Source organism: Geobacillus sp. YF-1, from assembly GCF_052692335.1.
Map to the genome: position 1 here is coordinate 3,043,242 of NZ_CP199850.1, position 14,290 is coordinate 3,057,531.

Annotated in this window: 14 protein-coding genes and 1 tRNA gene; 1 reads left to right on the forward strand and 14 read right to left on the reverse strand. The window is 55.0% G+C overall.

The window, feature by feature from the left end; translation table 11 throughout:
- Nucleotides 1-182 precede the first annotated feature (182 nt).
- The 9 genes from eno to ACTVIM_RS15170 all read right to left on the reverse strand — a co-directional run bounded on the left by eno (nucleotide 183) and on the right by ACTVIM_RS15170 (nucleotide 9,243).
- Complete coding sequence (gene eno, locus ACTVIM_RS15130) at nucleotides 183-1,475, reverse strand: phosphopyruvate hydratase (RefSeq protein ID WP_033021489.1); 1,293 nt, start codon at nucleotides 1,473-1,475, stop codon at nucleotides 183-185.
- 26 nt (nucleotides 1,476-1,501) lie between these two features.
- Nucleotides 1,502-3,037 (reverse strand): 2,3-bisphosphoglycerate-independent phosphoglycerate mutase, encoded by a 1,536-nt coding sequence (gpmI, locus tag ACTVIM_RS15135; RefSeq protein WP_033021491.1) that lies wholly within the window; start codon nucleotides 3,035-3,037, stop codon nucleotides 1,502-1,504.
- A complete protein-coding gene (gene tpiA / locus ACTVIM_RS15140) occupies nucleotides 3,030-3,791 on the reverse strand; it encodes a triose-phosphate isomerase (protein ID WP_445613059.1) in 762 nt (253 codons plus the stop codon). Before tpiA ends, gpmI begins: the two co-directional genes overlap by 8 nt.
- Nucleotides 3,792-3,852: 61 nt before the next feature.
- Nucleotides 3,853-5,037, reverse strand: coding sequence for a phosphoglycerate kinase (locus ACTVIM_RS15145; protein WP_445613060.1), 1,185 nt, complete (start codon nucleotides 5,035-5,037; stop codon nucleotides 3,853-3,855).
- Between the two features lie 122 nt (nucleotides 5,038-5,159).
- Nucleotides 5,160-6,167, reverse strand: a complete 1,008-nt coding sequence (gap, locus tag ACTVIM_RS15150) for a type I glyceraldehyde-3-phosphate dehydrogenase (RefSeq protein ID WP_445613061.1) — start codon at nucleotides 6,165-6,167, stop codon at nucleotides 5,160-5,162.
- Between the two features lie 20 nt (nucleotides 6,168-6,187).
- Entirely contained in the window at nucleotides 6,188-7,228 is a 1,041-nt protein-coding gene (locus ACTVIM_RS15155; RefSeq protein WP_445613062.1) for a sugar-binding transcriptional regulator, read from the reverse strand.
- Between the two features lie 123 nt (nucleotides 7,229-7,351).
- Nucleotides 7,352-7,597 carry a glutaredoxin family protein gene (locus ACTVIM_RS15160; protein ID WP_061912385.1) on the reverse strand — a complete coding sequence of 82 codons (246 nt, stop codon included), beginning with the start codon at nucleotides 7,595-7,597 and terminating at the stop codon, nucleotides 7,352-7,354.
- A 33-nt stretch (nucleotides 7,598-7,630) separates the two neighbouring features.
- Nucleotides 7,631-8,938 (reverse strand): RNA polymerase factor sigma-54, encoded by a 1,308-nt coding sequence (rpoN, locus tag ACTVIM_RS15165; RefSeq protein ID WP_445613063.1) that lies wholly within the window; start codon nucleotides 8,936-8,938, stop codon nucleotides 7,631-7,633.
- 233 nt (nucleotides 8,939-9,171) lie between these two features.
- Nucleotides 9,172-9,243 (reverse strand) — tRNA-Arg (locus tag ACTVIM_RS15170).
- A 347-nt stretch (nucleotides 9,244-9,590) separates the two neighbouring features.
- On the opposite strand from ACTVIM_RS15170, the gene clpP reads away from it, so the two are divergent.
- Nucleotides 9,591-10,181, forward strand: a complete 591-nt coding sequence (clpP, locus tag ACTVIM_RS15175) for an ATP-dependent Clp endopeptidase proteolytic subunit ClpP (RefSeq protein WP_033021504.1) — start codon at nucleotides 9,591-9,593, stop codon at nucleotides 10,179-10,181.
- Between the two features lie 114 nt (nucleotides 10,182-10,295).
- Here clpP and ACTVIM_RS15180 read toward each other — a convergent pair whose 3' ends face one another.
- The 5 genes from ACTVIM_RS15180 to ACTVIM_RS15200 form a co-directional block, all read right to left on the reverse strand.
- The gene (locus ACTVIM_RS15180; protein WP_033021507.1) at nucleotides 10,296-10,553 is read right to left on the reverse strand and encodes an HPr family phosphocarrier protein; all 258 of its coding nucleotides are present in this window, start codon (nucleotides 10,551-10,553) and stop codon (nucleotides 10,296-10,298) included.
- 14 nt (nucleotides 10,554-10,567) lie between these two features.
- A complete protein-coding gene (whiA, locus tag ACTVIM_RS15185) occupies nucleotides 10,568-11,530 on the reverse strand; it encodes a DNA-binding protein WhiA (RefSeq protein ID WP_033021509.1) in 963 nt (320 codons plus the stop codon).
- Nucleotides 11,531-11,637: 107 nt separating this feature from the next.
- Nucleotides 11,638-12,591, reverse strand: coding sequence for a gluconeogenesis factor YvcK family protein (locus ACTVIM_RS15190; protein WP_144976312.1), 954 nt, complete (start codon nucleotides 12,589-12,591; stop codon nucleotides 11,638-11,640).
- On the reverse strand, nucleotides 12,588-13,484 hold the full coding sequence (gene rapZ, locus ACTVIM_RS15195; RefSeq protein ID WP_033021514.1) for an RNase adapter RapZ: 897 nt from the start codon (nucleotides 13,482-13,484) through the stop codon (nucleotides 12,588-12,590). The genes ACTVIM_RS15190 and rapZ overlap by 4 nt, the downstream gene beginning before the upstream one ends.
- 18 nt (nucleotides 13,485-13,502) lie before the next feature.
- Nucleotides 13,503-13,961: an NUDIX hydrolase gene (locus ACTVIM_RS15200; RefSeq protein WP_033021541.1), complete on the reverse strand. Its 459-nt coding sequence runs from the start codon at nucleotides 13,959-13,961 to the stop codon at nucleotides 13,503-13,505.
- Between the last annotated feature and the right edge of the window lie 329 nt (nucleotides 13,962-14,290).

Consider the following 14,290-nt stretch of genomic DNA (forward strand, 5'->3'; position numbering starts at 1 on the left):
TTCTAAAAATAAAAACCAACAAAAACTATTCCCGAAAATTAGACAATTTTCTACAAATTATGAGATGGAGAGGCGCAGTTTTCCTGAATGCGTCAAGACGTCTTGATCACCGCCAGCCATTCAGCGCCCTTTTGCCTCCATCAAAACAACAGGCGCCCCTCCGTTAGGGACGCCTGTTTCTGTTATTTTTTCAAATTGTAAAACGAACGAATGCCTTGGTAAATGGCCGTGTGGCCGAGTTCGTCCTCAATGCGAAGCAATTGGTTGTATTTTGCGACGCGGTCCGTGCGCGACGGCGCTCCGGTTTTGATTTGACCGGCGTTCGTCGCCACCGCGATGTCGGCGATCGTGCTGTCTTCCGTTTCGCCGGAGCGGTGTGAGATGACCGCCGTGTAGCCGGCGCGTTTCGCCATTTCGATGGCATCGAACGTTTCGGTCAGCGTGCCGATTTGGTTGACTTTAATCAAGATCGAGTTGCCGACGCCTTTTTCAATGCCTTCGGCCAATTTTTTCGTGTTCGTCACGAACAAATCGTCGCCGACGAGCTGCACTTTGCGGCCGAGCCGCTCGGTGAGCAGTTTATGGCCTTCCCAGTCGTTTTCATCGAGTCCGTCTTCGATCGAGATGATCGGATATTTCGAGACGAGCTCTTCATACCAAGCGACCATTTCTTCCGACGTTTTGACGACGCCTTCGCCTTCGAGGTGGTATTTGCCGTCTTCTTTGTTGTACAGCTCGGACGATGCGACGTCCATCGCGAGCATCACTTGTTCGCCCGGTTTGTAGCCGGCTTTTTCGATCGCTTCGATGATCGTTTGCAGCGCTTCTTCGTTCGATTTCAAGTTCGGGGCAAATCCGCCTTCGTCACCGACAGCGGTGTTGTAGCCTTTCGCTTTTAGCACCGCTTTTAAGCTGTGGAAAATTTCCGCCCCCATGCGCAGCGCTTCGCGGAAGCTTTCCGCGCCGACCGGCATGATCATGAATTCTTGAATATCAACGTTGTTGTCCGCATGCGCGCCACCGTTTAAAATGTTCATCATCGGCACCGGCAGCGTTTTGGCGTTAAAACCTCCCAAGTATTGGTACAACGGCAGGCCGAGTTCGTCCGCTGCCGCGCGGGCGACGGCGAGCGACACGCCTAAAATGGCGTTCGCGCCAAGTTTCCCTTTGTTTTCCGTGCCGTCAAGTTCAATCAACGCGCGGTCGATCGCCACTTGGTCGGTGACTTCTAAGCCGATGATCTCCGGTGCGATCACTTCGTTGACGTTCTCCACCGCTTTTAATACCCCTTTGCCGAGGTAACGGTTTTTGTCGCCGTCACGCAGTTCAACGGCTTCATATTCCCCGGTTGAGGCGCCGCTTGGCACGAGCGCGCGGCCGAAGCCGCCGTCTTCCGTGTATACTTCTACTTCTACGGTTGGGTTGCCGCGCGAGTCGAGCACTTCACGCGCATACACATCAATAATCGCAGACATATCGACACTCTCCTTTTCGATGTTGGTTATTTCAAGATTAACGTGTTTCCGGTCATTTCTTTCGGCTGCGGCAAGCCAAGCAAATCGAGCATCGTCGGCGCCAAGTCGCCTAAAATGCCGTCTTTGCGCAGCTCGATGCCATGTTTAGTGACAATCACCGGCACCGGATTCGTCGTGTGGGCCGTTTGCGGCTTGCCATCTGGCGTCAGCACTTCATCCGCATTGCCGTGGTCGGCGGTGATGATCGCGATGCCTCCTTTGGCCAAAATGGCATCGACCACTTTGCCGAGGCACTCATCAACGGCTTCCACCGCTTTGATCGTCGGTTCGAGTTTGCCCGAATGGCCGACCATATCCGGGTTGGCGTAGTTCAAGATGATCGCATCGTACTTATCAGCCGCAATCTCTTTCAGCAGCGCGTCCGTCACTTCATAGGCGCTCATTTCCGGCTTTAGGTCGTACGTTGCCACTTTCGGCGAGTTGATCAAAATCCGATCTTCGCCCGGAAACTTCTCTTCGCGGCCGCCGCTCATGAAAAACGTCACGTGCGGATATTTTTCCGTCTCGGCGATGCGCAATTGGCGCAAGCCGTGCTGCGACAACACTTCGCCAAGCGTGTTGTCAAGGTTCGTCGGCTTGAACGCCACGTACCCTTTCACCGTTTCACTGAAATGCGTCAAGCAGACAAAGAACAGATGCTTCGGATGCTTTGGCCCCCGGTCAAACTCGCGAAAATCTTCGTTCGTGAACGTGTTCGAAATTTGGATCGCCCGGTCGGGGCGGAAATTATAGAAGATGATCGCGTCGTTGTCTTGAATCGTCGCCACCGGCTGGCCGTCTTCACGGACGATGACCGACGGCAGGACGAATTCGTCGTAAATGCCGTGCTTATAGGAGTCTTCAATGCATTCAAGCGGATCGCGGTACGTCGGGCCTTCGCCGTACACCATGGCCCGATACGCCTTCTCGACGCGGTCCCACCGCTTGTCGCGATCCATCGAGTAGTAGCGGCCCGATAACGTCGCGATTTCGCCGACGCCGTATTCCTTGATTTTTTCCTGCAGTTCTTTGATGTATTGCGGCGCCGTTTGCGGGCCGACGTCGCGGCCGTCCAAAAAGCCGTGGATGTACACGCGCTTCACGCCTTCTTTCGCCGCTAAACGCAGAAGGGCGTACAAATGATGAATATGGCTATGCACCCCGCCGTCGGAAAGCAAGCCGAACAAATGCAAGCTCGTCCCATGCTGCTTTACATGGTTCATCGCCGCCAAAAACGTTTCATTGCGGTCAAACTCGCCTTCGCGAATGGCGATATTCACGCGCGTCAAGCTTTGGTAGACAATGCGGCCGGCGCCGATGTTCAAGTGTCCGACTTCCGAGTTGCCCATTTGCCCTTCCGGCAGCCCGACCGCCTCGCCGCACGCTTTCAATGTCGCGTGCGGATACTCGTTCCAATAGCGGTCAAAGTTCGGCTTTTTCGCTTGGGCGACCGCATTGCCGTACGTTTCCTCGCGCAGCGCAAACCCGTCCAAAATGATGAGGGCAACCGGTTTTTTACTCATGGCGCCCCGCCTCCACGAGCTGCAGGAACGAAGCCGGCTCGAGGCTCGCGCCGCCGACTAACGCGCCGTCAATATGCTCTTGCGCCAGAAAATCGCGGATGTTGTCCGGCTTGACGCTGCCGCCGTATTGGATGCGGATCGCTTCTGCCGCTTCCGGGCCAAACAAGCGCGAGACGACCGAACGAATATGGCCGCAAACTTCATTCGCGTCTTCGGCGGTTGACGATTTGCCGGTGCCGATCGCCCAAATCGGCTCATAGGCGATGACCGCTTGCTTCACTTGGTCCGGCGTCAATCCCGCGAGCGCTTTTTCCACTTGTGAAGCGACGACGGCGTTCGTCTGCCCGGCTTCCCGTTCTTCGAGCGTCTCCCCGCAGCAAATAATCGGTATAAGCCCACGGGTGAAGGCCGCCAACACTTTTTTGTTCACCGTCTCATCCGTCTCGGCAAACATTTGCCGGCGCTCGGAATGGCCGAGGATGACATACGTAACGCCCAGGTCTTTGAGCATGACCGGGCTCACTTCGCCGGTGTACGCCCCTTGGTCGGCAAAATGCATGTTTTGCGCCCCGATTTGCAAATCGGTGCCGTTTGTATTTTGCACTAACCGCTCTAAAAACAAAAACGGCGCACAAATGACAGAATCGACTTCCGCTCTCGGCGGTACGAGCCCTTTCACTTCCTCGACAAACTGAACGGCTTCCGCCAACGTTTTATGCATTTTCCAGTTGCCTGCAATGATCGGTTTTCTCATCGTTCACCTTTCCTTTCGCTAAGCGGCGTTCGCCGCCATTCGCCCCATTGGGCGCGATCGGTCATTTGTCGTTTAACGCCACGACCCCGGGCAGCTGCTTGCCTTCCATAAACTCAAGCGAGGCGCCGCCACCCGTGGAAATATGATCCATTTTGTCCGCCAAACCGAATTTTTCCACCGCCGCCGCTGAGTCCCCGCCGCCGATGACCGAATACGTGTCGGTCGCTTCCGCCAATGCTTGGGCAACCGCTTTTGTCCCTTGGGCGAACGTCTCCATTTCAAAGACGCCCATCGGGCCGTTCCAGACGACAAGCTTGGACTGGCGAATGACATCGCGGTACAATTCGCGCGTTTTTGGCCCGATGTCAAGCGCCTCCCAATCGCTTGGGATCGCGTCAATCGGCACGACTTTCGTATTGGCGTCGTTGGCGAACCGATCCGCGACGACAACGTCAACCGGCATGTAAAAACGGACGCCTTTTTCTTTTGCTTTTTCCATAAACGATTTCGCCAGTTCGATTTTATCTTCTTCAAGCAGCGACTTGCCGACGTCATGGCCGAGCGCTTTGACGAACGTATACGCCAGCCCGCCGCCGATGATCAAGTTGTCGACTTTATCGAGCAAGTTGTCGATGACGCCGATTTTGTCTTTCACTTTCGCGCCGCCGATAATCGCCGTAAACGGGCGATCCGGATTCGAGAGCGCCTTGCCGAGCACTTCGAGTTCTTTTTCCATCAAAAAGCCAGCGACCGCCGGCAAGTGATGGGCGATCCCTTCCGTTGACGCGTGAGCGCGGTGGGCGGCGCCGAACGCATCGTTGACATACAGATCCGCCAGCTCCGCAAACGCTTTGGCCAGCTCGGGATCGTTTTTCTCTTCGCCCGGTTCAAAGCGGACGTTCTCAAGCAAGAGTACATCGCCTTCTTGCAAGCGGGCAACCGCCGCGTTCACCTCATCGCCGACGACGTGATCCGTTTTCGCGACCGGGCGCCCAAGCAATTCGCCAAGCCGTTTAGCGACTGCATCGAGACGAAGCTCCTCGACAACTTTTCCTTTCGGGCGGCCGAGGTGGCTCGCCAAAATGACTTTCGCTCCGTTTTCGATCAAATAGCGGATCGTCGGGAGTGCGGCGCGAATGCGCGTATCATCGGTGATCGCGCCCTCTTCCATCGGCACGTTAAAATCGACGCGGCAAAAGACGCGTTTTCCTCTCACCTCAACATCGCGAATCGTCTTCTTGTTCATCGTTCGTGCCCCCTTTTGGCTGCAGTTTCGACAAAGGAAAAGGAGTGGGGATCATTTCCCCGCTCCCCTCCATTTTCCTATTATAGACTTGAATGAATGAAAAACTCAATGCCGAGCCGGTCTTACAGCCCTTTGGAGGCAATGTAGGCGGCCAGATCTACGACGCGATGCGAATAGCCCGTTTCGTTGTCGTACCACGAAACGACTTTGACCATTTTGCCTTCAATGACCATCGTCGACAGCGCATCGATCGTCGATGACGCCGGGTTGCCGTTGTAGTCGCGCGAAACAAGCGGCTCTTCGCTGTAAGCTAAAATGCCTTTCAGCTCGCCCTCGGCTGCCGCTTTCAATGCCGCGTTCACTTCTTCGACCGTCACTTCTTTTTCCAGCTCAGCGACCAAGTCAACGACCGATACGTTCGGCGTTGGCACGCGCATCGCCATGCCGTTCAATTTGCCTTTCAATTCCGGCAAAACAAGGGCAACAGCCTTGGCGGCACCCGTCGTCGTCGGGATGATCGATTCTGCCGCCGCGCGGGCCCGGCGCAAATCTTTATGCGGCAAGTCCAAAATTTGTTGGTCGTTCGTATACGAGTGAACGGTCGTCATCATGCCGCGGACGATGCCGAATTTTTCGTGCAGCACTTTCGCAAACGGCGCCAAGCAGTTCGTCGTGCACGAAGCGTTCGAGATGACATGATGGGTTTGCGGATCGTATTTGTCTTGGTTGACGCCCATGACGATCGTGATGTCTTCGTTTTTTGCCGGAGCGGAAATGATCACTTTTTTCGCGCCCGCTTCCAAATGTTTCGCGGCATCTTCGCGTTTCGTGAAGCGGCCGGTCGATTCGACGACGATTTCAACACCGATTTCGCCCCAGGCCAATTGCGCTGGATCGCGTTCCGCTTTGACGATGATTTCTTTGCCGTTGACGACCAAGTTGTTGCCGTTCACCGACACTTCCGCGTCAAGCTGACCATGGACGGAGTCATATTTTAACAAATGCGCCAACGTATTGGCGTCCGTTAAATCGTTGACCGCCACCACTTCGATGTTCGGGTTTTTCAATGCCGCGCGGAACACGTTGCGCCCGATGCGGCCAAATCCGTTAATCCCAACTTTTACTGCCATGTCGTTCTCCTCCTTGAGATTTAAAATATCGGCAAGGGAGAAGTCTCCCCTACTAACGCTTTTGCGGCTCCTTCGTCCGTCACTAGGAGCGAACGCGGGGCTTGTTTCATGTAGGCGCGAATGGCTTTGGCTTTCGACGCCCCTCCGGCGACGGCAATGACATGCTCGACATGCGGGAGATGTTCCAGTTGAATGCCGACCGTTTTCACTTTATGCACGACGTCGCCGCGTTCGTTGAAATAATAACCAAACGCTTCGGCGACCGCATGGCGATCGATAATGGTTTCCATCTCGGCAGGCGGTGTGTTCCGCCGCTTGGCCATCGTCAACGCTTCACCGATGCCGTGGACGACCATGCGGCACGATTGGATGAGCTCCAACACTTCTTTCACTGCCGGCTCTTCGATGAGCGAGGCGTACGCTTCATCGCTCAGCTGGTCAGGGACATGAAGAAGGCGGTAACGGCCAGTGGCTTTTTCCGCCATTTTGGCGCAAATGGTGTTGGCTTGATTCTCCACGTCTTCGCCAAGCCCGCCGCGCGCCGGCACGAACAGCACGTCATGCAGCTTCGCATCCGGCGTCATCATCTCCGCGACCGCGGCCATCGTTGTCCCGCCAGCCACGGCGACAATATCTCCGGACCGGAGCTGTTCTTTCATGCAGGCGACGCACGCTCTTCCCATTTCTTTTTTTACCCAAGGAGAACGGTCGCTATCCCCCGCCACCACGACGACACGGGCAATATTCAGCCGCTGCTGCAGCGCCATCTCCAGCTCTTTGAGCCCGAGCGCCTCCCGCATAAAATCATTGAGCGTTTGCAGGAGCTCGCGGCCTTCCTCCGTCAACCGCATCCCCGACACATCGGCCGAAAGCAAGTTTTGTCCTTTTAAAAACTCCGTTTCCGACCGGAGCACCCGCTCGCTCATCCCGAGGCTCGCGGCCAGCGCCCGCCGCCCGATCGGCGCCATAAGGGAAATCGAATGCAGAATCTCGTACCGTTTTTGCATAATTTCAAGCAAATCAGGCAATAATTTTTTTTGCGCCTCTAATAACGATCGCATCGGCTCTTTCTCCTCGGTTTGACACAGGGACGTTATCTGTCCCGGTGTGACATATTATGTCCCACCACTTCATAAAAAATTCCTCCCGCGCCATGTCCATTATAACAGGAGGCGGCGGGGCGTTCAACTGTTTTGCGCCGCCCGCAACCGCTTTCTCACCGTTTCTTTTTCAATCATTCCATAGGCGATTGTCTCGCCACTGAGTTCCACGACGGGAATCATCAGCTGGTATTTTTCGAGCAGCGCATCATCTTGATAAATATCGATTTCTTCGATCGTAAAGGCCATGTCCGCCTGCAGCTCCATCAACACCGCTTTGGCTTTTTCACAAAGCGGGCAGTTGGTTTTCGTATACAAACGAATGTGCATGAGCCTCTTCCCTTCTTCCATCTTATGCATGATTTACAAGTTCGTGTATTGTTTCCGCTTCGTCGAGGACGGAATGCGCAGCTGCTCGCGGTACTTCGCCACCGTTCGCCGCGAGATGGCGATGCCGTGCCGTTCGTGAAGCAAATCGGCGAGCTGCTGGTCGGAAAGCGGTGCTTGCGGGTCTTCGGCGGCGATCAGCTCTTGGATGATCGCTTTCACTTGGGTCGACGAAGCGGCCTCATCTGTCGCCTCGGCGGTAGCGGCGCTCGAAAAAAAGCGGCGCAGCTCGACCGTGCCGAACGGCGTTTGCGCATATTTATGGCGCACCGCGCGGCTCACCGTCGATTCATGCACCCCCAGTTCCTCAGCCACCTCGCGCATTGTCATCGGTTTGAGCGCAGACAGCCCGAATTCGAAGCACGGGCGCTGCCGTTCCACGATGACCGCCATTAGCTGAAGCAGCGTCTGCTTGCGCTGTTCCAGACTTTTCGCGAGCCACGCAAACTGCCGATATTTTTCTTTGATAAACTGTTCGGCCTGCCGGTCGCCGGAGGCGGCAATGCGCTGCTCGTACTCCCGGTTCCACCCGAGCTCCGGATGGATGTCGTCATTGTAGGCGACCACCCAGTCTCCATCCGCCCCCCTAGCGACGATCACATCCGGCACCACCAAAGGCGGTTTGTCGCTCGAATAGTGAATGCCCGGCCGCGGCTCGAGCGAGCGGATAAGCTCAAAGACGCGCTGCAGTTCGCCGAGACCGACGCCAAGCTGCTTGGCCAACGTTTTCCACGACTTTTCGGCAAAGGGGACAAAATGGCAGCGGACGATCGTTTCCGCCAGCTCGTCGCGCTCCGGAAGGCGTTCGAGCTGCAAACGAAGGCACTCGGCCAAATCACGGGCCCCGACTCCCGGCGGGTCGAGCGACTGAACGAGGCGCAGCCCCCGCTCCATCTCTTGTTCTGACGCAGAAAATTGCGCCGCCAGCTCAACGAGCGGGACACGCAAATAGCCGTCCTCATCAAGCGAAGCGATGAGACAACGAACGATGCGCTCATCCCGATCGGCCAGCTTGAGCGAAGGCAACTGTGAAAGCAAATGGCCGACGAGTGTCTCCTGTCGGGCCCCGATGTTCTCCAGCCACTGTTTTTGGTCCCGTTCCGCCCGATGGCCCCGCTGCCGCCCCCGGCTGCGGCGAATTTCCAAAAACGGGTTTTCCAGCGACCGCTCATATAAAAACGCTTCCAAATCCGTCGCGGAATACTGAAGCAGTTCAATCGCCTGCACAAGTTCCTTCGTCAGCGCCAACTGCAGCCGCTGCTCCTGCCTTAACTCCGCCCTCATCGTCACGCCCCCTTTTCTTTTATTGTACACGACGGGAAGGAAAGGAGGTAGGAGAATTTTTTGACGGTCCTTCCGCGCAGTACACACGTTGAAAAAAGGCTCTCATCAAAAGTTGTACTTGCCTTCGGATTCTATCGTTTTTTTCGGGATTCCCAAAAAATGAAAAACGACCGCAAACGCGGTCGCATCAAGGGATTTGGGAATCTCAATCCGAACTTGTCGGATCGTTGGAACGCCCTCGGCAGGATTCGAACCCACGCTAAGAGAACCGGAATCTCTCGTGCTATCCACTACACTACGAGGGCACGTTGTCGAATTTGTTTTTCCGTTCCGTTGCATGTTCCATTATAGCATGATTCGTAAAAAATGCAAGAGGAAAAAATGAAATAAAAAAAAGGAATCATTGGAAACGTGCGCTAGCCCTTCGTTTGTTGCGCGGCTCAATCCTCTGGCACGAAGGCGCGCCATCGCGCATGGCATATGCGGCGATTAAAAAAAGAAAAAAGCGGTTATGATGAAAAGAGGGATGACGACCGCTGTTCGCGAATATGTATGGTGAAGGAGAAGGCGTTTTGTTTGACCTTCATTGACCATTCATGTATGATGAAAACGTACATATCGATTGGTTGACTAGGAAAAGGAGGCGTTTGGCATGTATTTAATCCCTACCGTTATTGAGCAAACCAACCGCGGGGAGCGGGCGTATGACATTTACTCGCGGCTGTTGAAAGACCGCATTATTTTCCTCGGCAGCCCGATCGACGATCAAGTGGCCAACTCGATCGTCTCGCAGCTGTTGTTTTTGGCCGCGGAAGACCCGGACAAAGACATTTCCTTGTACATCAATAGCCCGGGCGGCTCGATCACAGCCGGCTTAGCCATTTACGACACGATGCAGTTCATCAAGCCGGATGTGTCGACGATTTGCATCGGCATGGCCGCTTCTATGGGGGCGTTTTTGCTGGCCGCTGGCGCAAAAGGGAAACGATTCGCTCTGCCGAACAGCGAAGTCATGATTCATCAGCCGCTCGGCGGCGCTCAAGGGCAGGCGACGGAAATCGAGATCGCGGCGAAGCGCATTTTGTTCCTGCGCGACAAATTGAACCGCATTTTATCGGAAAACACCGGCCAACCGCTCGAAGTAATCGAGCGCGATACCGACCGCGACAACTTCATGACGGCGCAAAAAGCGCAGGAATACGGCATTATCGATCGCGTGTTGACGCGCGCTGATGAAAAATAATGCCGGTTTCGCATCAAAAGGGTGTCCCGCAATGTGTTGGGACACCCTTTCGTCTTGTCAGCGCTTCCCTTGATCGGGCGAGGCCGGCCAACGAGCCGGAGCGCGGCGCCTCTTTTACTTCTCTTTTTGCACATAAGCCGCCAATTTTTCGACCGCCTCTTGCTCATCCGGGCCGTCGGCAATGAGCGTAATGACCGCGCCATGGCCGACCGCTAGGCTCATCAGCCCCATGATGCTTTTCGCGTTGACCCGTTTTCCGTCCTTCTCTAAAAACACGTCGGCGGAAAAACGGTTCGCTTCTTGGACGAACAGCGCTGCCGGGCGCGCCTGCAGCCCGGTTTTTAATTTCACTTCGACTTGTTTCTCGACCATTCTCCATCTCCCCTTCACAGCGATTTATGGAAATCGATCGGCTTCCCCGCCCGCAGCCGCTCCGCGATTTCATCGATTTTGCGCAGCCGGTGGTTGATGCCGGATTTGCTGATTTTTCCGCCCGTCACCATCTCGCCAAGCTCCTTCAAGGTCACGTCTTGATGTTCGATGCGCAGTTTGGCGATTTCCCGCAGCTTTTCCGGCAGTGAATCGAGCCCGATCGTCTCATCGATGTACCGGATGTTTTCAACTTGCCGGAGCGCAGCGCCGATCGTTTTGTTTAAGTTGGCCGTTTCGCAGTTGACAAGCCGGTTGACCGAGTTGCGCATGTCGCGGACGATGCGGATGTCTTCAAAGCGGAGCAGCGCCTGATGGGCGCCGATGATGTTGAGAAACTCGGCGATTTTCTCCGCCTCTTTTAAATACGTAATAAACCCCTTTTTTCGTTCCAACGTTTTGGCGTTTAAGAAGAAGTATCTGTTCATTAATTCACATAGAGAGTGATTATGCTCTTCGTATAAGGAAAAAATCTCCAAATGATACGACGACGTCTCGGGATTGTTCACTGAACCGCCGGCCAAAAACGCTCCGCGCAAATAGGAACGTTTGCAGCATTTCTTCTTGACGAGCTCTGGGGAAATATCACGGATGAGCGAAAAGCCGCTGTCGATGATGTGGAGCTCGCGAAGCAAAGAGGCTGCACCATCAGTGATGCGGACGATATACACGTTGTTTTTTTTCAGCCGCATTTTTTTGCGCACCAACAATTCAACGGCGGCCTCATACCCTTTTTTCAGCAACGTATAAATACGCCGGGCGATCGCCGCGTTTTCGGTCTGAACGTCAACGGTCATCCGCCCGCCGGAAAACGACAAAGAACCGTTCATGCGCAGCAAAGCCGACAGCTCCGCCCGCAAGCAGCAAGGCTTCAATTCTAAATGGGTCAGTTCCTTTTTCGTTTCGGATGCGAAAGACACGGTACTCCACCTCCATTCGTTCCCCGCATCGGCCGGTTGGAGGTGCCATCTTCGGCGCGTCCATTGGAAGCAGCGCCTGACAGGCGGTGAACTTCTTCCCCCGCGGCCTAATGGCGGGGAAGAAGCCCGAGAAGAAGGGCGGCGACTTTCGCCGTATTATGGCGGATCACTCCATCTTCATACGCAACGATGTCCTCGCGGATGACTTGCAATGAAAGCCCGCTGCTGTCGTCGCGCACCGGCTCAGCCCGCTCCGCTTCGTAGCGGCGGCGGATCGCTTCGGGAATCGCCCCGTTATTGACGATCACCGCGTCCAAAAACGGGCCGCCAAGATGAGCGTGAAGCGCCTCCACATGGTCGCTCACCGTATAGTGCGGCGTCTCGCCGGCCTGGGTCATAATGTTGCATATATATACTTTTTTCGCCTTGGCTTTGCACACTTCCTGCCCGATTTTCGGCACGAGCAAATTCGGCAAAATGCTCGTGTACAAGCTCCCCGGGCCGATGACAATCAAATCGGCGCTCCGAATCGCCTCAACGGTTTCCGGCAGCGGTTCAATATCTTGTGGGGTCAAAAACACCCTCTTGATTTTTTTTCCCGCATCCGGAATTTTTGACTCCCCGGAGACGATGGATCCATCTTCCATCTCGGCGTGCAGCACGACGCTTTTGTTGGCCGCCGGCAACACTTGGCCGCGCACATTGAGCACTTTGCTCATCTCGCGAATCGCCTTCATAAAGTCGCCGGTGATCGAAGTGAGCGCCGCCAAGATTAAATTGCCGAGCGAATGGCCGGATAAGCCGTTGCCGTTTTGGAAACGATGCTGAAACAGCTCGACAATGAGCGGTTCGACGTCAGACAGCGCCGCCAACACATTGCGCACGTCCCCCGGCGGCGGGACGCGCAGCTCATCACGCAGCCGGCCGGAGCTTCCCCCGTCATCGGCAACGGTGACAATCGCGGTCAAATCGAGCGAATATTGCTTGAGCCCCCGCAACAACACGGGAAGCCCCGTTCCGCCGCCGATGACGACCAATTTCGCTGCTCGTTTGTCTCTCATCGGTTCGTTTCCTTTCTCCTCTCGATGTCCCGGTGTGAGACCACCGTTTTGTAGTCAGCCGAAAAATGGCGGGCGATATATTCCGCCAACGCGACCGAGCGATGCTGCCCGCCGGTGCAACCGATGGCGATCACCAGCTGGCTTTTTCCTTCGCGCTGGTAATACGGCAGCATGAACGCCAATAGATCAATCAATTTTTCCAAAAATTTTTGCGTTTCTCCCCATTTCAGCACATAGGACGACACTTCATCATCGAGCCCGGTCTTCGGCCGCATATGTTCAATGTAATGCGGGTTCGGCAAAAAGCGCACATCAAACACCAGATCGGCGTCAATCGGGAGGCCGTACTTAAAGCCGAACGACATGACGTTGACCGTAAATCCGGACTGCGCGTGCGTTGAAAACTGGCGGATGATTTTCTCCCGCAGCTCGCGCGGCTTGAGCCCGGTCGTATCGTAAATGATTTGCGCCCGCCCTTTAATTTCCTCCAGCAGCCTCCGTTCCAAGCGAATCCCCTCGAGCGGGGGCTCGTTCGGCGCGAGCGGATGGGTCCGCCGCGTTTCTTTATAGCGCGCGACCAGCGTCGAATCTTGCGCATCCAAAAACAAAATTTGCGGAACAATCGCCGCTTGTTCAGACAGCTCATCGAGCGCCGCAAACAAATGGTCGAAAAAATCGCGGCTGCGCAAGTCCATCACAAGCGCGACTTTGTTCATTTTGTTCCCCGATTCCTTCACAAGCTCCAAAAACTTTGGCAATAGCGTCGGCGGCAAATTGTCGACGCAAAAAAAACCGAGGTCTTCAAAGCTTTGAATGGCCACCGTTTTCCCCGCCCCGGACATGCCGGTGATAATGACGAGCTGAATCGGCGGCGCTCCCCCGTTTTGTCCCATCTCCGCACCTCCTCTCCGTCAGCTCGGGTCAAGCCGATAGGAAAGCAACTCAAAATCTTCCGTATAGACGAACGTTCCATACAATATCCCATCGCCTTTGACCGCATACTCGACAATATGATAATCGCCCGGAGCCATCGGAAGCGACGGGAGCGCTTCGAGTTCATGCCAAGCGAGCGTTCCTTCTTCGGATGAGGCGACGTTTTCCCCGATGAACTCATCGGCAAAAAAGGTAAACATCATCCACTCTGACACCGTCTCGCTTCCGTTTTTTATCACGATCGTAAATACCCCTTTCAGACGAGGCTGTTTCAAGTAGATGCCCGTCTCTTCCCGGTATTCGCGAATGCACGCTTCACGCACCGTCTCGCCCGGCTCCATTTTGCCGCCCGGAGCGGCCCACCAGCCGCGCTTCGGCTTTTGCAAAAGCAATACGCGACCGTCTTGATACAATATGCAGTTCGTCACCCGTTGCAATTCGTTCACCTCAACTATGAGCCAACCCTTTGTCTAGTCGTTGCTATTTTCATTTTACCATAAATAGTTAAGCGTCTCCAATCGCGAAATGGTTGGAAACGAAAGCCGCCGGGAAACAGCAACGAGCGGGCGGCTAACCTCGTTTCTCCAATAGAAAAAGCTCTGTCGCATCGGCATCGCCTTTCACACGCTCCCCCATTGCTCAAGAGAAGCAACCGTTTTTCACCGGCCTTCTCGGCACTTCGTCAACAAGGCGGGCGTACAAAAAAGAGGCGCGGACAGACGCCCGCGCCAACAGCAAGAATCTATATAAAAGGGGGTCAATTACT